Source organism: Streptomyces sp. NPDC051173 (assembly GCF_040689515.1).
Lineage (GTDB): Bacteria > Actinomycetota > Actinomycetes > Streptomycetales > Streptomycetaceae > Streptomyces.
In genome coordinates this window covers 1-21,612 of record NZ_JBFBBD010000068.1, presented here as the reverse complement: position 1 = coordinate 21,612, position 21,612 = coordinate 1, and the positions used below count along the sequence as shown (strand labels likewise).

Here is a 21,612-nt window from a genome sequence, read left to right as displayed (position 1 = left end):
GGAGGTTCATTCACAGGGCGGAATGACTACGTCGAACGTAAAATCGCGTAATACGTCATCCAAACGGGGAGAACCTCCATGCCAGGCGCTATTTTTGCCGAAGGCCTGGTCAAGACTTTCGGCGATGTCAGGGCTCTGGACGGCGTCGATCTCGACGTACCGGAAGGAACCGTTCTAGGACTGCTCGGCCCCAACGGCGCCGGCAAGACCACCGCCGTACGCGTGCTCACCACCCTCATCAAGCCCGACCGGGGAACGGCTGTGGTGGCGGGCATCGACGTACTGAAGAAACCCAACGAGGTCCGCCGCGCCATCGGACTCTCCGGCCAATTCGCCGCTGTCGACGAATATCTGACGGGCCGTGAGAATTTGCGGATGGTCGGCCAGCTTTACCAGATGAGCGCGCGTGATGCGAAAGTGCGTGCGGGGGAATTGCTGGAGCGCTTCCATCTCGGTGATGCCGCGGACCGCATCGCCAAGACGTATTCCGGCGGCATGCGCCGCCGCCTCGACCTCGCCGCGGCCCTGGTGGTCAGCCCGCCCGTGATGTTCATGGACGAGCCGACCACCGGCCTCGACCCGCGCAACCGGCAGGAGCTGTGGGAGGTCATCCAGGAGCTCGTCGCCGGCGGCACGACCCTGCTGCTCACCACGCAGTATCTGGAGGAGGCCGACCACCTCGCGCACGACATCGCGGTGGTCGACCACGGCCGGGTCATCGCGCGCGGCACCTCCGACGAGCTCAAGGCCCGCACGGGCGGCGAGCGCGTCGAGGTCGTCGTGCACGCGCCCGAGCACATCCGCGTCGCCGACGAGGTCCTGCGCGGCTTCGGCAAGGGCGAGTCCAAGATCGAGTCGCACACCCGCAAGGTCACCGTCCCGGTGTCCGGCGGCGCGAAGCTGCTCGCCGAGGTCATCAGAGAGCTCGACGGGCGGGGCATCGAGATCGACGACATCGCGCTGCGCCGTCCGACGCTGGACGACGTCTTCATCTCGCTCACCGGGCACGCCGCCGTGTCCGAGGAGGAGCAGGACAGGAAGGAGGCGGCCTCGTGAGCACCCTCAGCGGCGCCGCTGCCAGGACCGTGACACCCGGGGCGCTCGGTGGCGTCGGCCAGTCCGTGCGCGACTCCCTGGTCGTCGCCAGGCGCAATCTGATCCGGATGGCGCGGATCCCGGAGGTGGTCATCTTCGGGCTGATCCAGCCGATCATGTTCGTCGTGCTGTTCAGCTACGTCTTCGGCGGCTCGATCGCCGTGGGCGGCAACACCGACCCCTCGGCCTACCGCCAGTTCCTGATGGCGGGCATCTTCGCCCAGACCGTCACCTTCGCCACGGCGGGTGCGGGCGCGGGCATCGCCGACGACATGCACAAGGGCCTCATCGACCGCTTCCGTTCCCTGCCCATGGCGCGCGGGGCCGTCCTCACCGGCCGTACGCTCGCCGACCTGGTGCAGACCGCGCTGACGCTGGTGGTGCTGGCGATCGTCGCGGTGATCGTGGGATGGCGGACGCACGCGGGCATTCCCGAGGCGGTGGCGGGCTTCGCCCTGCTGCTCCTGCTCGGGTACGCCTTCTCCTGGATCGGTGCCCTGATCGGGCTGTCCGTGCGCACCCCGGAGGCGGCCACCTCGGGCGGGCTGATCTGGCTCTTCCCGCTGACCTTCATCTCGAACGCGTTCGTGCCGTCCGACAACATGCCGACGGTGCTGCGCGCCATCGCCGAGTGGAACCCCTTCAGCGCGACCGTGCAGGCGGCCAGGCGGCTCTTCGGCAATCTGCCGGACGGCTATCCGGTGCCGGCCGCGTGGCCGATGCAGCACCCGGTGTGGGCCTCGCTGATCTGGTCGGTGGTGATCATCGTGGTCTTCCGGACGCTGTCGGTGCGGAAGTACCGCTCGGCCACCGCCTGAGTTCACAGCCCGAGACCACCGCCCGAGTGGCTCGTGGCCGTGGAACGCCGAAGAGCCCCGGATCCTCGGATCCGGGGCTCTTCGGGCGGGCTCAGCCCTGGTACGGCTTGGCGTCCAGGATGCGGACCTTGGCCTTGCGGCCGTTGGGCAGCTCGTACTCCGCGTCGGCGCCGATCTTCTTGCCGTTCACGCCGGTGCCCAGCGGGGACTGCGGGGAGTAGGTCTCGATGTCCGAGCTCGCGTACTCCCGGGAGGCCAGCAGGAAGTCCAGCGTGTCGTCCGGGTCGCCGTCGAAGGCGATGGTGACGACCATGCCGGGGGCGACCATGCCGTCCGCGGCGGGAGCCTCGCCGACCTTGGCGTTCTCCAGCAGCTGGGTGAGCTGGCGAACACGGAGCTCCTGCTTGCCCTGCTCCTCCTTGGCCGCGTGGTAACCGCCGTTCTCTCGCAGGTCACCCTCCTCGCGGGCCGCCGCGATCTTCATCGCGATCTCGGTGCGAGCGGGACCAGACAGGTACTCCAGCTCGGCCTTGAGCTGGTCGTACGCCTCCTGAGTCAGCCAGGTGACGTTGTCGCTGGTCTGGGTCACAGGTGCTCCTCGTCGGTACTGGGGAAAAACTTGGGGATACATCGGGGATACAAATGAACGCCCTACTCAGAAGGGTGCACCTTCAAAGGTGGGCGAAACCACGAGCCTAACAATTAGGTCCGGAAAGGGGGAAGAAGCTGCGGGGAGGAACCGTGCAAGAAACGCGTCAACGCAGGTCAGGGCGGTGAAGGCCCGCCGTCGGCGGCTGGACGCCGTGTCCCCGGAGCCGCGGCGTGCGGGGATCCGGACCTGCGGCGTTAGGCGGCCCGAGGCCCTGGCTCCGGGGCGGCCGGGCCGCGGGGCTACTTGGTCGTGCAGCCCTCGAGATCGGTGGCGGCCGCGTGCTGGGTGGTGCGCATCGTGACCCGCTCGGTGAAGTGCTCCTCCTTGCGGTCCAGCCGGATGTCCATCCGGCCGACCTCGGAGCCGTCGCTGCCCAGCGAACGCAGGGTGCACACGCCGACGTCGTCCTTGCTCTTGCGGACCTCCAGCACCGCCTGCACGGTGGTGTCCGACATGGGCTTGGAGCGGATCAGCTGCGCGGAGACGTCCGTCTTGGTGACGTAATGCACACCGAACCAGATGAGCAGGCCGGCCAGCGCCACACCCAGCACCGTGCCGACGATCTTGAGCTGGCGGTCCGCACGCCGGTCGGCCGACCGGCCGTAACGGCCTTCGGGGAGGCCCTCGCGCACCGCAGTCATGGTCTTCCTCCTGCTCGGGGGCCGGCTCCGTCGACCGGAATGAAACGTCTCCCTCTTCGGTCACTATAGGAGGCGCCCCGAAACACCGATAAGACGGGCCATGACCAGTGACTGAGGATCAAGCCTTGACTGAGCAGCTGCGACTGATGGCCGTGCACGCCCACCCCGACGACGAGTCGAGCAAGGGCGCGGCCACGATGGCCAAGTACGTGTCCGAGGGGGTGGACGTGCTGGTCGCGACCTGCACGGGTGGTGAGCGCGGCTCCATCCTCAACCCCAAGCTCCAGGGCGACCCCTATATCGAGGAGCACATCCACGAGGTGCGCGCCAAGGAGATGGACGAGGCGCGCGACATCCTCGGGGTGAAGCAGGAGTGGCTGGGCTTCGTGGACTCCGGGCTGCCCGAGGGTGACCCGCTGCCCCCGCTGCCCGAGGGCTGCTTCGCGCTCCAGGACGTCGACGAGGCGGCCGGTGCGCTCGTGAAGCTCATCCGTGAGTTCCGCCCGCACGTGATCACCACGTACGACGAGAACGGCGGCTATCCGCACCCCGACCACATCATGACCCACAAGATCTCGATGGTGGCCTTCGAGGCGGCGGGCGACCCCGAGCGCTACCCCGAGGCCGGCGAGCCCTGGCAGCCGCTGAAGCTCTACTACAACCAGGGCTTCAACCGGCCGCGCACCCTCGCCCTCCACGAGGCGCTCCTGGCGCGGGGCATGGAGTCCCCGTACGGGGAGTGGCTGGAGCGCTGGCACAAGATGGGCCGCGAGCGGACCCTGACCACCTATGTGCCCTGCGGTGACTTCTTCGAGATCCGTGACAAGGCGCTGATCGCGCACGCCACGCAGATCGACCCCGACGGCGGCTGGTTCCGGGTCCCGCTGGACCTCCAGCGGGAGGTCTGGCCCACCGAGGAATACGAGCTGGCGAAGTCTCTCGTCGGGACATCCCTCCCCGAGGACGACCTCTTCGCGGGCATCCGCAACAATTGACCCCATGATGAGCGCGACTGTCACCCTCGCCGCCACCCGCCTCGTGCCGCTCGCCGCTGATGATCTTGACAAGAACAAGGTCACCCCCGGCGTGCTCGGCTTCATCGTCTTCGCTCTCCTCGGCGCCGCCGTGTGGATGCTGATGAAGAGCATGAACAAGCACATGAAGAAGGTGGCCTTCGAGGAGATCCCGGAAGGTGCGGCCGCGATGGCCGCGACCCCGGCCTCCGCTTCGGCCCCGGCGGCCCGCCGTGGCACCACGGGTGCCGACAAGGGTGCCGATAAGGGTGGCGACAAGGGCGGCGACACCACCGAGAGCTGACGGTCAGCTGTCACGGGACAGCACCGCCATGACCTCCCGGGCACGGCGGCCCGGCACCATGCCGAGCCGCCATGCCTGCCATCCCGCTTCCGGCTCGACACCGCGCTCCAGCAGCAGGGCGTACGCCTCCGCGCAGTCCTCCAGCGCAGGGTCCGTCACCCAGTCCGCGGAGCGCAGCTCCCGCCGCAGCACCTCCAACTCCTCCTGCGCCACCGCCGCGCCCACCACCGAGCCGCCCGGCGAGGCGAACGGCAGCAGCGTGCACCGCAGGAACCGGGCCCAGGCCGTGCCCCGCCGGTCGCCGTAGCCCGAGAACAGCCGCTCCGCCTCCGCCACCAGCTCCAGCGCGGCCCCGGCACGGCCGTTGCCCGCGTCGACGACGGCCAGCTCCACGCACGACCACGCCTCCCCGTGCGGCACGCCCAGCCGCTGGAAATCCGCCCGCGCGTCCTGGAACAGCTGACGGGCGAAGCCGCTGTTGCGCAGATTGCCCGTCTGGGCCGCCCGCTGGTCACGGGTCAACCGCGCCGCGTGGTGCCGGGCACAGGCCAGGCCATAGGCATCCCTCATCCGGTTGAACATGGTGCGCGCCCGCTCCAGCGCGCGCAGGGCCGCCGCCCGGTCACCGCTCTCCTCCAGCGACAGGCCCAGGTAGTACAGCGACCAGGCCTCGCCGCGGGCGTCCTCGTTCTCCCGGTGCCGCGTCGCCGCGCGGTCCAGCTGCTCCACCGCCGGGCCCGGGTCACCGGCCACCAGCCGGGCCCGCGCCAGCTGGGTCAGCGCCCACGCCTCACCGCGGCCGTCCTGCGTGCGGCCGTAGAGCTCCTGGGCCTCGCGGAAGTCGGCCTCGGCGCGCTCGACCTGGCCCATCCGCAGCCGCACCTGGCCCAGCTGGAAGTGCGCCCACGCCTGCCCGTGCAGGCTCTCGCTCTCCCGGTGCAGCTCCAGCGCCTCGGTCAGCAGCTCCAGTGCCCGCTCTATCCCGCCGCGGTCGCGCTCCACGGCGGCCAGCGCGTGCAGCGTCCACGCCCGGTCCCCGCTCAGCTCCCGGCCGCCCTGGAGGGCGAGGGCCTCCCGCAGCTTCTCCGTCGCCTCCCGCAGCTGGCCCTGGTGCTGGAGCGTGACGCCCAGATCGCGCAGGGCCCGCGCGGCGCCCGCCGGGTGCTGGGCGTCGAAATACAGATCCACGACGGACGAGAGCGTCGTACGCGAGGTGTCCAGCTCGCCCAGCTGCCGGGCCGCGATGCCCGTGCGCCACTGCACCGAGCGGACCAGCAGGCCCCGGTCGGCCTCCTGGGTCAGCTCGCTCAGCTCACCCAGGCGGTAGAGGTCACCGCGCAGCAGGCAGTAGTCGCACAAGGCACCCAGCAGGTGCAGCACCGCCGCCTGGTCGACGCCCTCGGTGTGCCGCAGGGCCGCCGTGATGAAGCTCGACTCGTCGTCCAGCCAGCGCAGCGCCGCGTCCAGCGAGGTGAAGCCGTGCCCGCCGGCCGCGCCCTTGACGAACATGTCGGCCCGCGTGGAGGTCTTGCCGTCGACCATCCGGATCACGGAATCCGCCAGCTCGGCATAGCTGCGGATCAGCCGCTCCTGCGCCGCGCTCAGCTCGGCCGGGCCCTCCTCCTCGTGCAGCCGCGCGTGCGCGAAGGACCGCACCAGGTCGTGCATCCGATACCGGCCGGCGCGGACCTGCTCGATCAGCCCCGCGCGGGCCAGGGCCGCCAGCTCGCGCCCGGCCTCCCGCTCGTCCTGCGCCAGCAGTGCCGCCGCCGCGGCCGCGCCCAGCGACGCACGGCCCGCCAGCGCCATCCGCCGCAGCAACTCCCGGGCGCTGTCGCTCTGGTCGATGTAGCGCAGCCACAGCACGCGTTCCACCGGGTCGTCCTGCCCGGACGCAGCGAGCTCCGCGGCCAGCACACGCGGGGCGCGCCCGCCCAGCGCGGAACCGGCCACCCGCAGCGCCAGCGGCAGCCCGCCGCACAGCTCACGCACCCGCGCCAGGTCCTTCTCGTCGTACGGACCGGCCTGCGGCTCCTCGGACGCCGCCCGCAGGAGCTCCTCCGCGCCCGCCTCGTCCAGCGGGCCGACCGGCAGCTCGTGCACCCACGCGTCCAGGCCGGGCGGCAGGGCCAGCGGGGCCCGCGCCGTGACCAGGACCAGGCTCTCGGACCGCTCCGGGACCAGGGTGCGGACCTGCTCCGCGTCGGAGGCGTCGTCCAGCACCACTGTCACCGGCAGCCCCGCCAGGTGCTGGTGATAGAGCTCCGAGAGCCGCTTGAGCTGCTGCTCGTGGGAGGACCGCTCGCGGAAGAGCAGCTGATCCCGGGGCGCGCCGAGCCGGTTGAGCAGGTGCAGCAGCGCGTCCCGGGTCGGCAGCGGCGGCTCCTCGGACTCGCCGCGCAGATCCACCGCACACGCGCCGCGGAACTGATCGCGCAGATGGTGCGCGGCGCGGATCGCGAGCGTGGAGCGCCCCGCGCCCGGCGGCCCGTGCAGCACCACCACCGTCGGCTTGGTCTCCGTGCTCGCCCGCGCCTGGTGCACCCACTGGGCGATCCGCGCGAGGTGGTCACGATGGCTGGCGAACGGGCCCACCGCTTCCGGGATGTGGTCGAAGGAGTGCTCCAGCACGCTGCGCCGCCGGGCGGCCGCACTGCGGTCCGCGCCGCGCAGCACCGGGCCCCGGCCCGTGCCGTTCGCCCCGGGCCGCGCCGTGGCACGCCCGCCGCCGCCCGCGCGCGTCGCCGCCGACAGCATCCGCTGCTGGTCCAGGAACGGCCGCACCCCGCGCACCTCGACCGCCGTCAGCCACGCCAGCCTCAACTGCTGCGCCCCGCCGGGCTGCCCCCGCAGACCGGCCCGCTGGTGCGCGGCCGGCCAGTGCCCGGCGGTCAGCTTGAGGACCGCGGTCGCCGAGCCCGCCACCGCCACCGTGACGCCCGCGCCCAGCGCCGTGCCCGACGACGTGCCGTAGCCGAGGTCGGCGGCCGCCGCCGCGACCGCGGCCACCGCCGTGACCAGCGCGGGGGTGGCCAGCGCCGAACGGGTGAGACCGGACGTCAGCGGCCGCCGGGCCGTGGCCTCCTCGTCGAGCGCGCGCACATACGCCTCGTACTCCTCGGTGGCCCTGGCCGCTATCGCGTCGAGCTCCGTGTGCGCCCGGCGCAGCAGCGCCGCGCCATCGGCGGCCCCACCCGAATGGCGGACCTCCTCCTCCACCATCCGCCCCAGCAGGACCTCGACTTCCGTACGGTGACTCTCCTTCAGCACGGCCCGCACTCCCGCCATGGTTTCCCCCTCCACCAGCGATCGCTCTGTGCTCAAGTGCTCTGTGGCTCAAGTCTTCCGTCTTCGCGAGATTTCCGGCAGCCCTGTGGATAACTCATCATCGGGTCCACTTGGGGAAGGATGGGGGGCATGCCGAACCGCCTGGCGCATGAGACGTCCCCCTACCTCCTCCAGCACGCCGACAACCCGGTCGACTGGTGGCCGTGGTCGCCCGAGGCCTTCGAGGAGGCGCGGCGCCGCGATGTGCCCGTGCTGCTGAGCGTCGGGTATTCGAGTTGTCACTGGTGTCACGTGATGGCTCATGAGTCCTTCGAGGACGCGGAGACCGCCTGTTTCCTCAACGAGCACTTCGTCTCCGTGAAGGTGGACCGCGAGGAGCGGCCCGACATCGACGCCGTGTACATGGAGGCCGTCCAGGCCGCCACCGGGCACGGCGGCTGGCCCATGACCGTCTTCCTCACCCCCGAGGCCGAGCCCTTCTACTTCGGCACCTACTTCCCGCCCGCGCCCCGGCACGGCTCCGCGTCGTTCCCGCAGGTCCTGGAGGGCGTACGGGCCGCGTGGGCGGACCGCCGCGCGGAGGTCGGGCAGGTCGCCGGCCGGATCGTCCGCGACCTGTCCGAGCGCACCCTCGCCCTCGGCATGGCCGACGGCGAGGACGGCGCGCGGCCGCCCGCCGCCGAGGACCTCCACCAGGCGCTGATGGGTCTGACCCGGGAATTCGACGCCGTGCGCGGCGGGTTCGGCGGGGCGCCGAAGTTCCCGCCGTCCATGACCCTGGAGTTCCTGCTGCGCCACCACGCCCGCACGGGCTCCGAGGCGGCCCTCCAGATGGTGCAGGCCACCTGCGAGGCGATGGCGCGCGGCGGGATCTACGACCAGCTCGGCGGCGGCTTCGCGCGGTACGCGGTGGACGCCACCTGGACGGTGCCGCACTTCGAGAAGATGCTCTACGACAACGCCCTGCTGTGCCGCGTCTACGCCCACTTGTGGCGGGCTACGGGATCGGACCTCGCACGGCGCGTGGCCCTGGAGACCGCCGACTTCCTGGTCCGTGAAATGCGCACGGACCAGGGCGGGTTCGCGTCCGCGCTGGACGCGGACAGCGCCGTGGCCGACGGCTCCGGCGCCCACGCGGAGGGCGCGTTCTACGTCTGGACCCCCGCGCAGCTGCGGGAGGTCCTGGGCGAGGAGGACGCGCTGCTGGCGGCCGCCCACTTCGGTGTCACCGAGGAGGGCACCTTCGAGGAAGGTGCCTCAGTCCTGCAACTGCCCGACCGCGAGCGGCTCTTCGACGCCGGGAAGCTCGCGTCGGTGCGGGCCAGGCTGCTGGCGGCGCGCGAACAGCGGCCCCGGCCCGGCCGCGACGACAAGGTCGTGGCCGCGTGGAACGGCCTGGCCGTCGCCGCGCTCGCCGAGACCGGCGCGTACTTCGACCGTCCGGACCTCGTCCAGGCCGCCACGGACGCCGCCGACCTGCTCGTGCGCACCCACATGGACTGGCACGCGCGGCTGTTCCGCACGTCCCTGGACGGGACCGCGGGCACCCACGCCGGTGTCCTGGAGGACTACGCCGACGTCGCCGAGGGCTTCCTGGCGCTCAGCGCGGTCACCGGCGAGGGCGTCTGGGTCGACTTCGCGGGGCTGCTGCTGGACACCGTGCTGATCCACTTCACCGGCGGGGACGGCAGCCTCTTCGACACCGCCGACGACGCCGAGGCGCTCATCCGCCGCCCGCAGGACCCCACCGACACCGCCACCCCCTCCGGCTGGACCGCCGCCTGCGGCGCGCTGCTGACGTACGCCGCGTACACCGGCAGCGGCGCGCACCGGGAGGCGGCGGAGCGCGCGCTCGGTGTCGTACGGGCGCTGGGGCCGCGGGCGCCGCGCTTCATCAGCTGGGGGCTGGCGGTGGCGGAGGCGCTGCTCGACGGGCCGCGGGAGGTCGCGGTCGTCGGCCCGGAGGACCATCCGGCCACCCGCGAGCTGCACCGTACGGCCCTGCTGTCCACCGCGCCCGGCCTGGCGGTGGCGGTCGGCGCCCCGCCGGCGGACGGTGACGCCGCGGGTGCCGAGGTGCCGTTGCTCGCGCACCGGGGGCTGCTCGACGGCCGCCCGGCCGCCTATGTGTGCCGTGCCTTCACCTGTGAGGCGCCGACGAGCGATCCCGAGGCGCTGGCGGAGCGCCTGGCGGGGGAGGCGTGACGGCCGTCAGAGGGTGAGGCCGCGGTCCAGGACGTCCAGGGTGCGCGTGATGAGCGCGATGAGGTCGTCCTGCTGGCCCTTCTCGGCCCAGTACATGAGCGCCTCGTGCATCGCTGCGAGGATCGCGCTGGTGACGACCCGCAGCTCCATGTCGTCCGCGTCGCGGCCGGAGCGCTCGGCCAGGACGGAGCACAGCATCCGCGCTGTCTGGCCCATGCCCTCGGCCTGGCGGCCGCGCAGGGAGGGCACTTCACGGACGAGCCTGGTGCGCTGCCGGAGCTCGACGATGTCGTGGTCCATGATGTGGCGCATGGCTTCGAGTACGCCCTGCCGGATGGCCTCGACCGGGGACTCGTCGGCGGGCCGGGCCCGGATGGCGGCCTCCATCAACGGGTCGTGCTCGTCGGAGAGGACGATGTCCTCTTTGGTGGGGAAGTAGCGGAAGACGGTGCTGGGGGAGACGTCCGCGGCCTCGGCGATCTGGTCGATCGGCGTCGCGTCGTATCCCTGCCGCTCGAAGAGCAGGTAGGCGGCGCGGCGGATCGCCTGACGGGTCTGGAGCTTCTTCCGCTCGCGCAGCCCGAGCCGGGGCTCGGACGGCACGGCGGACGAGGTGTGCGCGGGGGTCATGTCTGCATTCTCAGGCATCGGCCTTCTCGGGGACCACGGTGTGGCCCCGGGCGGCGGAGCGGCCGGGGCGGGTGTCGGGCAGGAAGGTGGCGGTGAGCATCGCGGCCGCGGTGGCGGCGATGCCGGCGACGAACAGGGCGAGGTCCATGCCGTGGAGGTACGCGGCGTCCGCCGACCGGGCGAGGGCCTCGCGGCCGAGCCGGGCGGCGACCTGGTGGGCGCCGCTCACGGAGGTGCCGGCGGCGTCGGCCGCCGCGGGCGGGAGCCCGGACACGTCGAGGTGGTGGGTGTAGGCGCCGGCGATCAGGCTGCCGAGCACGGCGATGCCGACGGCCCCCGCGACCTGACGGAGCGTCATCAGCAGCCCCGAGCCGTTGCCCGCGCGGTCACGCGGCAGGGCGCCCAGCGCGCCGTCCATGGCGGGGATGATGCCGAACCCGAATCCGAAGCCCGCCAGGGTGAGCCACAGGGCCGTCCAGCCGTATCCGTCCTGGACGTCGGTGCGGCTGCCCAGCAGCGCGGCGAAGGCCATGACGACCAGGGCGCCGGTGACGACGGGGCGCGGCCCGAGGCGCCGGACGAGCGGCCCGGCCGCGCGGGAGGCGACCAGCAGCCCGCCCATCATCGGCATCATCCGCAGCCCGGTGCCGAAGGCGTCCCGGCCCTTGACCGCCTGGAGGTAGGTGGGCAGGACGAAGAGCAGGCCGGTGAGCGTGAAGGTGACCAGCGCCGCGGCGACGGTGTTCCACAGGAAGCCGTGGTGGCGCAGGAGGGGCAGGTCGAGCATCGGCCGGGGGCTGCGGCGTTCGCGGGCGACGAGGGAGGCGAGCAGCGCGGCCGCGGCGGCGAGCGCGCCGAGGACGGCGGGGGACGTCCAGCCGCGCGCGGGGCCTTCGTTGAGGGCGAAGACAAAGGCGCCGAGGCCGGTGACGGCGAGCGTGGTGGAGGCGGGGTCGACGGCGGGGGAGGCGGGGCGGCTCGTCTCGGGGAGGAGGAAGGCGCAGGCGAGGATGCCGACGATCACCAGGGGGACGTTGATCAGGAAGACCGACCCCCACCAGAAGTGGTCGAGCAGCCAGCCGCCGACGATCGGGCCGAGCGGCAGGCCGAGCGCGGAGGCGGCGGAGGCCGTGCCCACGGCCTTGGTGCGCTCCTCGGGCGGGAAGAGCGTCGGCAGCACGGCCAGGGACAGCGGCATGATCAGCGCGGCGCCGACGCCGAGGACGGACCGGGCGGCGATGACCAGGCCGGAGGTGTCGGCGAGGCTGCCGAGCAGGGAACCGCCGAGGAAGACCGTCAGTCCGCATATGAGCATGCGGCGGCGGCCGTAGCGGTCGCCGAGGAGGCCGGCCGGGAGCATCAGGGCGGCGAGGACGACGAGGTAGGAATTGGCGATCCACTGCTGTCGGCCGGCGTCGGCGCCCAGTTCGCCGGCCATGGTCGGCAGCGCGACGTTGAGGATCGTGGCGTCGAAGCCGATGACGAGCGTGCAGGCGACGAGGGAGCCCAGGGCCCACCAGCGCCGTGGGTCGGGTCGAGTGTTCACGGGCCATGCCTCCGAAGTCCGCGCGAAATGGCAGTAACTCTCGAAAAGAAGCGACTGTCAATCACTGCGGTCCCTTAATGACATGCTGATTGTCAGTGGGGCGTGTGACGCTGGGTGCTGGGCAGGGGTGGGATCAGTGATGAGCCGAAGGGGGTGGCGGCCGTGCTGGCTGTGATGAAGCTGCTCGCCGTGCTGGTGGGAGCGCTGTGTGTCGGCGGCTATGTGATCGTCGGCGAGATCGCCGTCGTGCTGGTGGTGCTGGCCGCCATCGGTGGCCTGGCATGGCGAGTGGCCGTGGCGTCGAGGCCACGGCCACTGGGGGCGGCGGGTGCGGGGCGTGCCGCGCACTCGCCGCGGAAGTGCTCAGGCGTGCGAATAGGCGACCAGTGAGATGCCCACGTAGTGGACGACGAAGGCCGCCAGCGTCAATGAGTGGAAGACCTCGTGGAAGCCGAACCAGCGCGGCGAGGGATTGGGGCGCTTGATCCCGTAGATCACGCCGCCCACGCTGTAGAGGAGGCCGCCGACGATCACGCAGACGAGCACGGCGATGCCGCCCGTGCGCAGGAAGTCGGGGAGGAAGAAGACGGCGGCCCAGCCCATGGCGATGTAGCAGGGGGTGTAGAGCCAGCGCGGCGCGCCGACCCAGAAGACGCGGAACGCGATGCCCGCGGCCGCCGCCGCCCACACCGCCCACAGCAGCACCTCACCCCGGCCGTCGGGGACGAGCAGCATGGTCAGCGGGGTGTAGGTGCCCGCGATGATCAGGAAGATGTTGGCGTGGTCGAGGCGGCGGAGCACGGCGTTGGCGCGCGGGCTCCAGTCGCCGCGGTGGTAGAGCGCGCTGATGCCGAAGAGCAGGCAGGCGGAGAGCACGTAGACCGCGCAGGCGATCCGGCCGCGGGTGCTGTCGGCCAGCGCGGTCAGGAAGACGCCGGAGATCAGCACGGCGGGAAACATCCCGGCGTGCAGCCAGCCGCGCAGCCGCGGCTTGGCGGGGACGCCGGAGGCGCCGGGCGAGCCGTCGCCGGGCGCCGCGTCGGCCTGCTGGGAGCTCTGATCGGTGGCCTGGCCCGGGGGCTGGCCTGCGGGCCCGTCGTGCGCGGCGGCGGGAGCCGCGTCGGCCGTCGTGGCCGCTGTCGGTCCGTTGGCGGAAGGGGGTGCGGCGGGGGGTGCGGCGGCCGCTGCGCCGGCGGAGGCGGGGTGCGCGGGAGGCGCTGCGTCGGGCGCGGAAGTCATGGCCGACATGCTACCTACGCAACCGTAAGTTACGGATCAGTATCACGTGGCGATGGTCACGGGGGTGCCCCCTGGACAGAACGGAGGCGGAGTCGGATGATCAAATGAGTGCGGGCGGCACCGGATGAGCGGTCACGAAGCGTCTGGGTCGCAGCCCCCAAGGGGCAATCCATCCACAGAAGCGGACCGCGCCGTCGGAGCAGCTGCCGCGGCCTGGCCCGTCAACCCTCAACATCTGACGCCGGGGCAGCGTGGTTTCCGGCGGGACGGAGCGATCGTGGCGCGCAGCAATGCGGCTCCCACCACCCTCACCAACCACCAGGAGCTGATCTCCTGGGTCGACGAGATCGCCGCCCTCACCGAGCCGGACCGGGTGGTCTGGTGCGACGGTTCCGAAGCCGAGTACGAGCGCCTGTGCGAGGAGCTCGTCGCCAAGGGCACGTTCAGGAAGCTTGACCCGGTCAAGCGCCCCAACTCGTACTACGCCGCCTCCGACCCCGGCGACGTGGCCCGCGTCGAGGACCGCACGTTCATCTGCTCCGAGAAGGAGGAGGACGCCGGCCCGACCAACCACTGGAAGGCCCCCGCCGAGATGCGGGAGGTCTTCGCGGGTGAGAAGGGCATCTTCCGGGGCTCGATGCGCGGCCGCACGATGTACGTCGTGCCGTTCTGTATGGGCCCGCTCGGCTCCCCGCTGTCCGCGATCGGCGTCGAGATCACCGACTCCGCCTACGTCGCCGTGTCGATGCGCACCATGACCCGCATGGGCCAGGCCGTGCTCGACGAGCTCGGCACCGACGGCTTCTTCGTCAAGGCCGTCCACACGCTCGGCGCCCCGCTCGCCGAGGGCGAGGCCGACGTGCCGTGGCCGTGCAACACCACGAAGTACATCTCGCACTTCCCCGAGGACCGCGAGATCTGGTCCTTCGGCTCCGGCTACGGCGGCAACGCCCTGCTGGGCAAGAAGTGTTACGCCCTGCGCATCGCCTCCGTCATGGCCCGCGACGAGGGCTGGCTGGCCGAGCACATGCTCATCCTCAAGCTGACCCCGCCGCAGGGCGGGGCGAAGTACGTCGCCGCCGCCTTCCCGTCGGCCTGCGGCAAGACCAACCTCGCCATGCTGGAGCCGACCGTCCCCGGCTGGACGGTGGAGACCATCGGCGACGACATCGCCTGGATGCGCTTCGGTGACGACGGCCGCCTCTACGCCATCAACCCCGAGGCCGGCTTCTTCGGCGTCGCGCCCGGCACCGGCGAGCACACCAACGCCAACGCCATGAAGACCATGTGGGGCAACTCCGTCTTCACCAACGTCGCCCTCACCGACGACAACGACGTCTGGTGGGAGGGCATGACGGAGGAGCAGCCCGCGCACCTCACGGACTGGAAGGGCAACGACTGGACCCCGGCCTCCGGGACCCCGGCCGCCCACCCCAACGCCCGCTTCACCGTGCCCGCGTCGCAGTGCCCGATCATCGCGCCCGAGTGGGAGGACCCCAAGGGCGTCCCGATCTCCGCGATCCTCTTCGGCGGCCGCCGCGCCTCGGCCGTCCCGCTGGTGACCGAGTCCTTCGACTGGCAGCACGGCGTCTTCCTCGGGGCCAACGTCGCCTCCGAGAAGACCGCGGCGGCCGAGGGCAAGGTCGGCGAGCTGCGCCGCGACCCCTTCGCCATGCTCCCCTTCTGCGGGTACAACATGGGCGACTACATGGGCCACTGGCTCGAGGTCGGCAAGGGTAAGGACGCCGCCAAGCTCCCGAAGATCTACTACGTGAACTGGTTCCGCAAGGACGCGGAGGGCCGGTTCGTGTGGCCGGGCTTCGGCGAGAACAGCCGGGTCCTGAAGTGGATCGTCGACCGCCTGGACGGCAAGGCGGAGGGCGTCGAGACGCCCATCGGCATCCTGCCGGCGAAGTCCGCGCTGGACACGGCCGGTCTCGACCTCGACGACGCCGACCTGGACTTCCTGCTCACCGTCGACAAGGACGTCTGGCGTGAGGAGGCGTCCCTGATCCCCGAGCACCTCAACACCTTCGGTGACCACACCCCGAAGGAGCTGTGGGACGAGTACCGCGCGCTGGTCCAGCGCCTGGGCTGATCTTCCCGCCCGCCCTGACTTCCGGGGCGGGCCCCGGGCCCCTCAGAGGTGCTGCCGGCGTACGGCGGTGACGAAGGTTGCCCACGCGGCGGGGGAGAGGGTGAGTACGGGGCCGGTGGGGTTCTTACTGTCGCGGACGGGGACGCGGCCGGGGATAGCGAGGGCTGCTTCTATGCAGTCGCCGTGGTCGTCGTCGCTGTGGCTGCTCTTGGTCCAGATAGCCGCGCTGAGGTCGGTCGTCTTCATCCTCGTACCCCTTCATCGCCTTGCCGATCAGAGCGGCTGACTCGCTGGCCGACAGGGCGTCAGCCCTGAGCACATCATAGGTCTGCGAGTGGCGGGTAACGATGGCCGGATCGTCGTTGAAGTGGCCGCGATGCAGCGACTCTGTGTAGATCCATTCATGCCCGTCGGGGAGCCTGAGGATGGACATGGAAGCCTTGGGCCGCACGAGGTGGGCGTTATGGGCGGGCGCAACCTGGATGCAAATATTGGGCTGTTGCCCGAGGCTGAGCAAGTGAGCGCACTGTCCGTGCATGACCCGGTGGTTCCCAACGACATTGCGGATGCAGCTCTCATCCAAAACTGCAATCAGCATCGGCCCGTCCGGGCAGAGGAATCGCTTCTGTCTACTCATGCGAGCGCGTACGCGTTCCTCTGTCTCTGGTCGGCCGACTCTGGAGAACAGCGCCCGCGCGTAATCCTCTGTCTGAAACAGACCCATCACGACATGCGACTCGTACCCCCGGAGTGACACGGCTTCCTGCTCCATCGCCACCCGCCGCTTGAACCAGTCCGGTCGCTCCACCTCCTGGTACCAGTCGATGCGAACCCACAGGCGCATCAGCATCCCACCCGTGCTGAGTGCTTCATCGCATCGCGTGACGAACTCCTCCTTCGGCACCCGCGTCGCCGACTCGACCCTGGCCACCTGTGAGCGGTCGCACGGGATCAGCTTCCCCAGCGTCTCCTGCGTGTGCCCCGCCGCCTCGCGCAGGTGCTTCAAGAGCTCGCCGAAGACCGCCGCCGTGGTCGCGCCCGGCTCCGGCTTCGGCGTGGACGTACGTCGATTCACTGGTTCCCCTCCGTGTCCCGTGACAGACGACCTTGGAACGCAGGGAGCATTGCGGCCCCCTCCCCCGACAGGCAAACCTGTTGAGGGTCAAGGAAGTTACTGCCTTCGGGATCGAAATGCGTGAGGAATGCCGCATGCCGCACACGACGCCTTCTCCCTATGTGCCGGAAATCGGTGAGACCGTGCGTGACGTCGCACGGAATCGGGTGGGAGAGGTCATGGCGAGGGGTAAAGAGTTCTACGCTCTGCGTCCGCTCGGTGGTGGACGGGAGTGGGATGTGGCGCCGTCGGACATTCGGCCGTTGGCGCAGGACGAGGTGCTGAGAGTTCGAGGGGCAGAGGCCAATGGCCGTTCCACGGGGCGTGTTTCCTGCCGGTATTGCGACCGGTTGCGATTGGAGAAAGTCGTGGCGTGGCGGGAGCTCGACCGGGAGCAAGTGTTCCGGATCGACGAGGAACTGGAGGAGCATGCCAGGACGGGGCACCCACCGCTGCGCGCCGAGGGTTTCGGCCCGCCTCGGAGGTGACTGCCTCTCCCATGCGACCCTGTTCCCATGACCGACGACATGCGTGAAAAGGACCTGCCGCTCCGGCTGCTGACCGCCGAGCGCGACGTCTTCATCCCCCTCCTGCGCCGTGCCGCGCCGGAAGCCTTCGAGATCCGTACTTCCGGATGTCCGGACTGGACCGTGCGGCAGGTGCTCGCGCACTGCCATGCCGTACTCGTCCGTGTCATCGAGAACCGGCTGGGGCCCGGCGTGTTCTCGCCCGCCTCCAACGCCGCCGACGTGGCCGAGCGTGATACCTGGCCGCTGGACCGGCTGGTGGACGGGCTGGAGTCCGCCATGACCGAGGCCGGCCCCGTGCTCGCCGCGCACGAGAACCGGAGGCTCTCTCTCGTCGCCCTCGGGGAGTGGGTGCACGCGGGGGACGTCCGCGACACCCTCGGGGAACCGGGCGCGTACGCCGCCGCCGACGATGCCGTGTTCGACCTCCTCGCCTTCGGCAGCCGCCTCCGCGAGACCCCTTTGGTGCACGCCGAGTTGACCGACCGGGCGGAGCCGCTGGTCCTCGGCGAACCGGACGCGGACCGGGCGCCCGCGCGGCTCGTCACCGACGCGCCGACCCTGGTCCGCCTCTACGCGGGACGCCCCCTGAACGGCGCGCACTTCGAACTGGCCGGAGCGGAAGCGGCGGAGCTGAATATATTCGGCTGACCCGAATCCGCCGCGGCTGCTGGGATCATGAATGCATGAGTCTTGTCGTGTATCGCATCTGTGCCCTGGCCACGCTCGTCGCCGGAGTGATCCTCGGCCTCTGGGTCGTCTTCGGTGAACCGCACGAGTGGGAGGGCAACTTGAAGTACCTGCGCTTCGGCCTGGGGCTGGCCGTGCTGGGCCTGATAAGCGGCAGCGCGAAGCTGATGTTCCCGAGCCCCTCCGAGGAACGGTGACTCCCGCCCCCGGCCGGGCCGTTCAGCCCGCGTCAGTGATGCCCAGGGCCGTCGCGTGGGCGCGCAGGCGCTCGGCGGCCAGTGCCGCGCCGGGGGCGTCCGCGCAGGAGGTCGCCACGACCAGGGCCTGCCCGGCGAGGGTGTGGGCGCGCTGATGGAGGGCGGCCACGCGGGACGGGGCGGCGCCGCTCGCCGTCGGGGTCGCCCGCAGCGGCGGGCGGCCGGCGCTCAGGGCCGTCACCCGGTCCGCCAGGCGCTGCGCCGCCTCGTCCAGCGCGGGCGACGGGGTGAGCGCGCGGAGCTCGTCCGTCACGGTGAGCAGTGCGGTCAGGTGGCCCGCGAGCCGGATGTCCAGCTCCTCCTCGCGGGAGCGCTGCGGCCCGCGGGTCCTGCGGCACGGCTCGGCCATGGTGTGGACCGATTTCGTGCGGATCGGCTCGTACATGGATGGCCTCCTGCAATCACTGAGAAGGCCATCCTAACTTAGACGACGTCTAAAGTTGTTTTCCTTACAGATCGGGTGGGGGTTATGGCTGGCTGTAACCGTCCAGGAAGGTCCCGATCCGGGTCACGGCGTCCGCCAGGTCCTTGGTGTTCGGCAGCGTGACCAGGCGGAAGTGGTCCGGCTCCGGCCAGTTGAAGCCCGTGCCGTGCACCACCATGATCTTCTCGGCCCGCAGCAGGTCGAGGACCATCTGCCGGTCATCCTTGATCTTGTAGACCTTCGGGTCGAGACGCGGGAACGCGTACAGCGCGCCCTTCGGCTTCACGCACGTCACACCCGGGATCTGCGTCAGCAGGTCGTACGCGACATCGCGCTGCTCCAGCAGCCGGCCGCCCGGCAGCACCAGATCCTTGATGGTCTGCCGCCCGCCGAGCGCCGTGGCCACCGCGTGCTGCGCGGGCATGTTGGCGCAGAGCCGCATGTTGGCGAGGATCGTCAGGCCCTCGATATAGCTCTCGGCGTGCGCCTTCGGGCCGCAGACCGCGAGCCATCCGCTGCGGTAGCCCGCGACGCGGTACGCCTTGGAGAGGCCGTTGAAGGTGAGCGTCAGCAGGTCGGGCGCGATGGCGGCGGTCGGCGTGTGCGTCACGCCGTCGTAGAGGATCTTGTCGTAGATCTCGTCGGAGCAGACGATCAGGTTGTGGCGGCGGGCGATCTCCGTCAGCCCGCGCAGCATCTCGTCGTCGTAGACCGCACCCGTGGGGTTGTTGGGGTTGATGATGACGATGGCCTTGGTGCGGTCGGTGACCTTGCGCTCGATGTCGGCGAGATCCGGCATCCAGTCCGACTGCTCGTCGCAGCGGTAGTGCACGGCCGTGCCGCCGGCCAGCGAGACCGACGCCGTCCACAGCGGATAGTCCGGGGCCGGCACGAGCACCTCGTCGCCGTCGTCGAGCAGCGCCTGCATCGACATCTGGATCAGCTCCGAGACGCCGTTGCCCAGATAGACGTCCTCGACGCCCAGCTCGATGCCCTTGGTCTCGTAGTGCTGCACCACCGCGCGCCGCGCGGACAGCAGGCCCTTCGCGTCGCCGTAACCGTGCGCGTCGCCGACGTTGCGCAGCATGTCCTCGAGGATCTCGGGAGGGCACTCGAAACCGAAGATGGCGGGATTGCCGGTGTTGAGCTTGAGGATGCGGTGACCTGCCGCTTCCAGCCGCATTGCCTCCTCGAGCACCGGGCCACGGATTTCGTAGCAGACATTGGCGAGCTTCGTTGACTGGATCACCTGCATGACGGCCACCTTACGGGGGCGTAAACGGGGTCGCGCGCGCTTTAAGGCCGCCCGGGTCCGCCCCGTACCGGCCCGGCGCGCCTTGGATCACGCGACCGGCGTGCGCCGCACAGTGCGCCCCGCGATCACGTCCGTGCGCCTGCTGTCTTCCATTGCAAAGCGCCCGTCAATCAGGACAAAAGGAATGCCGGTCGGAAGCGTCCTCGGAGCTTCGAAAGTGGCACCGGCGGAGATCGTCTCCGGATCGAAGAGGACGAGATCCGCGCGGTATCCCTCCCGCACGAGCCCCCTGTCCGGCAGCCTCAGACGCGCCGCAGGGCGCGACGTGAGATGCGCCACGCACTCCTCCAGCGACAGCACGCCCAGCTCGCGCGCGTAGTGGCCGAGGTAGTGCGGGAACGTGCCGTACGCCCTCGGATGCGGCTTGCTGCCGTGCAGGATCCCGTCGCTGCCCGCCGTGTGCACGCGGTGGCGCATGATCGCCTGGACGTTCTCCTCGTGTCCCACGTGCTGGAGGATCGTCGGCCCCAGCCGGTCGGCGATCAGCAGCCGGCGGGCCGTCGTCCACGGCTCCTCACCGCGCAGCCGGGCCGTGGCGGCGACGGTCCTGCCGACGTGATCGCTCAGAGCCGGATCGGTGACCCCCGAGATCTCTATGCGGTCCCAGTCGATCGGTACGCCGTGACAGCCGTCCGCGCCCTCGACCTCCATCACGTGCCGGATCCGCCCGGCGGCCGCGTCGTCCCGCAGCCGCGCGAGCGTCGCCTCCGGCCCGCCCTCGCTCGCCCAGCTCGGCAGCATCGCGGCGAGCGTGGTGCAGCCGGGGGTGTACGGATAGGTGTCCAGCGTGATGTCCGCGCCCTCGGCGAGCGCCTTGTCGAGAAGGGCCAACAGCTCCGGCGCGCGGCCCTTGTTGACCCCGAAGTTCATGGTGGCGTGCGCCAGGTGCAGCGCGCACCCCGCCTCCCGGGTGAGGGTGACCATCTCCTCGTACGCGGCGAGCGCGCCCGCTCCGTACGAACGGTGATGCGGGCAGTAGTAGCCCCCGTACGCGGCCACGACCCGGCACAGCTCCGTGAGTTCGGCATCGGTCGCATACATGCCGGGTGTATAGGTGAGCCCGGACGAAAGCCCGACCGCACCCTGCTCGAGCCCTTCCGCCACGAGCCGCTTCATCCGCTCGGTCTCGGCGGCCGACGCCGGGCGGTCCTCCCAGCCGACCACCATCGCGCGGACCGTGCCCTGGGGTACGAGGTACGCGGCGTTGACGGCCGTCCCCTGGCGGTCGAGGCGGTCCAGGTACTCGCCCACGGAACGCCAGTCGAAGTCGATACCGCCACCGTCACCGTTCCACCCGGTGATCTGGGTGCGCACCTCTTCGAGCGTGCGGTCGGTGACGGGCGCGTACGACAGGCCGTCCTGTCCGATGACTTCGAGGGTGACGCCCTGCGCGGCCTTCGCGGTGTGGGCGGGGTCCTGGAGCAGGGCGAGGTCGGAGTGGGCGTGCATGTCGATGAAACCGGGCGCCAGCGCTAGGCCGTGGGCGTCGAGGGTGCGTTTGGCTGTGGGGCGGTTCGGGGTGCCCTCGGGGTGGATTTCTTTTATCCGGCCTTCGGCCAGGGCGACGTCGGCTCGGTAGGCGGGTTGTCCTGTGCCGTCGATGACGGCGGCGTTTTGGATGAGGAGGTCCATTTGGTGCGCCTTTCGCTGTGGCGGCGGGTTTGTTCCCCAGCCCCGCCCCTTCCCGAAACTGGGGGCAAGCCCCCAGACCCCCGCAACACGCTTCGCGCGTTGTCCTCAAACGCCGGACGGGCTG

21 protein-coding genes are annotated in these 21,612 nt (G+C 70.9%); 10 read left to right on the top strand and 11 right to left on the bottom strand.

What is annotated here, in order from left to right; genetic code table 11:
• The first annotated feature begins 78 nt into the window (after window positions 1–78).
• Window positions 79–1,056, top strand: a complete 978-nt coding sequence (locus tag AB0435_RS27280; RefSeq protein ID WP_366005132.1) for an ATP-binding cassette domain-containing protein — start codon at window positions 79–81, stop codon at window positions 1,054–1,056.
• A complete protein-coding gene (locus AB0435_RS27275) occupies window positions 1,053–1,913 on the top strand; it encodes an ABC transporter permease (protein WP_366005133.1) in 861 nt (286 codons plus the stop codon). The genes AB0435_RS27280 and AB0435_RS27275 overlap by 4 nt, the downstream gene beginning before the upstream one ends.
• Before the next feature lie 91 nt (window positions 1,914–2,004).
• Here the strand turns inward: AB0435_RS27275 and greA are convergent, their stop codons facing one another.
• Both greA and AB0435_RS27265 read right to left on the bottom strand, forming a co-directional pair.
• The gene (greA, locus tag AB0435_RS27270) at window positions 2,005–2,502 is read right to left on the bottom strand and encodes a transcription elongation factor GreA (RefSeq protein WP_116213613.1); all 498 of its coding nucleotides are present in this window, start codon (window positions 2,500–2,502) and stop codon (window positions 2,005–2,007) included.
• 302 nt (window positions 2,503–2,804) lie between these two features.
• The gene (locus tag AB0435_RS27265) at window positions 2,805–3,206 is read right to left on the bottom strand and encodes a DUF4307 domain-containing protein (RefSeq protein ID WP_366005134.1); all 402 of its coding nucleotides are present in this window, start codon (window positions 3,204–3,206) and stop codon (window positions 2,805–2,807) included.
• Between the two features lie 125 nt (window positions 3,207–3,331).
• Here AB0435_RS27265 and mca point away from each other — a divergent pair, with 125 nt between their 5' ends.
• A complete protein-coding gene (mca, locus tag AB0435_RS27260; RefSeq protein WP_366005135.1) occupies window positions 3,332–4,201 on the top strand; it encodes a mycothiol conjugate amidase Mca in 870 nt (289 codons plus the stop codon).
• Window positions 4,202–4,208: 7 nt separating this feature from the next.
• A complete protein-coding gene (locus tag AB0435_RS27255) occupies window positions 4,209–4,523 on the top strand; it encodes a hypothetical protein (protein ID WP_366428177.1) in 315 nt (104 codons plus the stop codon).
• Window positions 4,524–4,526: 3 nt separating this feature from the next.
• On the opposite strand, the gene AB0435_RS27250 is transcribed toward AB0435_RS27255, so the two are convergent.
• Window positions 4,527–7,811 carry a tetratricopeptide repeat protein gene (locus AB0435_RS27250; RefSeq protein ID WP_366428169.1) on the bottom strand — a complete coding sequence of 1,095 codons (3,285 nt, stop codon included), beginning with the start codon at window positions 7,809–7,811 and terminating at the stop codon, window positions 4,527–4,529.
• A 129-nt stretch (window positions 7,812–7,940) separates the two neighbouring features.
• Here AB0435_RS27250 and AB0435_RS27245 point away from each other — a divergent pair, with 129 nt between their 5' ends.
• Window positions 7,941–10,016 carry a thioredoxin domain-containing protein gene (locus AB0435_RS27245; RefSeq protein WP_366428168.1) on the top strand — a complete coding sequence of 692 codons (2,076 nt, stop codon included), beginning with the start codon at window positions 7,941–7,943 and terminating at the stop codon, window positions 10,014–10,016.
• Between the two features lie 6 nt (window positions 10,017–10,022).
• Here the strand turns inward: AB0435_RS27245 and AB0435_RS27240 are convergent, their stop codons facing one another.
• Together AB0435_RS27240 and AB0435_RS27235 are read right to left on the bottom strand one after the other, a co-directional pair.
• Window positions 10,023–10,646 carry a TetR family transcriptional regulator gene (locus AB0435_RS27240; protein WP_366005148.1) on the bottom strand — a complete coding sequence of 208 codons (624 nt, stop codon included), beginning with the start codon at window positions 10,644–10,646 and terminating at the stop codon, window positions 10,023–10,025.
• Window positions 10,647–10,656: 10 nt separating this feature from the next.
• Complete coding sequence (locus AB0435_RS27235) at window positions 10,657–12,192, bottom strand: MFS transporter (protein WP_366428167.1); 1,536 nt, start codon at window positions 12,190–12,192, stop codon at window positions 10,657–10,659.
• A 162-nt stretch (window positions 12,193–12,354) separates the two neighbouring features.
• On the opposite strand from AB0435_RS27235, the gene AB0435_RS27230 reads away from it, so the two are divergent.
• Window positions 12,355–12,582, top strand: coding sequence for a hypothetical protein (locus AB0435_RS27230; RefSeq protein ID WP_366428166.1), 228 nt, complete (start codon window positions 12,355–12,357; stop codon window positions 12,580–12,582).
• Here the strand turns inward: AB0435_RS27230 and AB0435_RS27225 are convergent.
• Window positions 12,556–13,176, bottom strand: coding sequence for a hemolysin III family protein (locus AB0435_RS27225; RefSeq protein ID WP_366005161.1), 621 nt, complete (start codon window positions 13,174–13,176; stop codon window positions 12,556–12,558). The genes AB0435_RS27230 and AB0435_RS27225 overlap by 27 nt on opposite strands.
• A gap of 532 nt (window positions 13,177–13,708) precedes the next feature.
• Here AB0435_RS27225 and AB0435_RS27220 point away from each other — a divergent pair.
• Window positions 13,709–15,529, top strand: a complete 1,821-nt coding sequence (locus AB0435_RS27220) for a phosphoenolpyruvate carboxykinase (GTP) (protein ID WP_366005150.1) — start codon at window positions 13,709–13,711, stop codon at window positions 15,527–15,529.
• 42 nt (window positions 15,530–15,571) lie between these two features.
• Here AB0435_RS27220 and AB0435_RS27215 read toward each other — a convergent pair whose 3' ends face one another.
• Complete coding sequence (locus tag AB0435_RS27215; RefSeq protein ID WP_366428176.1) at window positions 15,572–15,685, bottom strand: DUF397 domain-containing protein; 114 nt, start codon at window positions 15,683–15,685, stop codon at window positions 15,572–15,574.
• Window positions 15,654–16,604: a helix-turn-helix transcriptional regulator gene (locus AB0435_RS27210; RefSeq protein ID WP_366005151.1), complete on the bottom strand. Its 951-nt coding sequence runs from the start codon at window positions 16,602–16,604 to the stop codon at window positions 15,654–15,656. The genes AB0435_RS27215 and AB0435_RS27210 overlap by 32 nt, the downstream gene beginning before the upstream one ends.
• A gap of 134 nt (window positions 16,605–16,738) precedes the next feature.
• Between AB0435_RS27210 and AB0435_RS27205 the strand changes: the two genes are divergently transcribed.
• From AB0435_RS27205 to AB0435_RS27195, 3 genes are read left to right on the top strand one after another with little or no spacing between them, the layout of a single operon-like run.
• A complete protein-coding gene (locus AB0435_RS27205) occupies window positions 16,739–17,131 on the top strand; it encodes a hypothetical protein (RefSeq protein WP_366428165.1) in 393 nt (130 codons plus the stop codon).
• Between the two features lie 27 nt (window positions 17,132–17,158).
• Window positions 17,159–17,821: a maleylpyruvate isomerase family mycothiol-dependent enzyme gene (locus AB0435_RS27200; protein WP_366428164.1), complete on the top strand. Its 663-nt coding sequence runs from the start codon at window positions 17,159–17,161 to the stop codon at window positions 17,819–17,821.
• Window positions 17,822–17,856: 35 nt separating this feature from the next.
• Window positions 17,857–18,057: a hypothetical protein gene (locus AB0435_RS27195; RefSeq protein WP_366005154.1), complete on the top strand. Its 201-nt coding sequence runs from the start codon at window positions 17,857–17,859 to the stop codon at window positions 18,055–18,057.
• A gap of 22 nt (window positions 18,058–18,079) precedes the next feature.
• On the opposite strand, the gene AB0435_RS27190 is transcribed toward AB0435_RS27195, so the two are convergent.
• From AB0435_RS27190 to AB0435_RS27180, 3 genes are all read right to left on the bottom strand, one after another.
• The gene (locus AB0435_RS27190) at window positions 18,080–18,502 is read right to left on the bottom strand and encodes a hypothetical protein (protein ID WP_366428163.1); all 423 of its coding nucleotides are present in this window, start codon (window positions 18,500–18,502) and stop codon (window positions 18,080–18,082) included.
• Window positions 18,503–18,584: 82 nt separating this feature from the next.
• Complete coding sequence (locus AB0435_RS27185) at window positions 18,585–19,796, bottom strand: pyridoxal phosphate-dependent aminotransferase (RefSeq protein WP_366005156.1); 1,212 nt, start codon at window positions 19,794–19,796, stop codon at window positions 18,585–18,587.
• Window positions 19,797–19,883: 87 nt separating this feature from the next.
• Window positions 19,884–21,488, bottom strand: coding sequence for a D-aminoacylase (locus tag AB0435_RS27180; RefSeq protein ID WP_366428162.1), 1,605 nt, complete (start codon window positions 21,486–21,488; stop codon window positions 19,884–19,886).
• Between the last annotated feature and the right edge of the window lie 124 nt (window positions 21,489–21,612).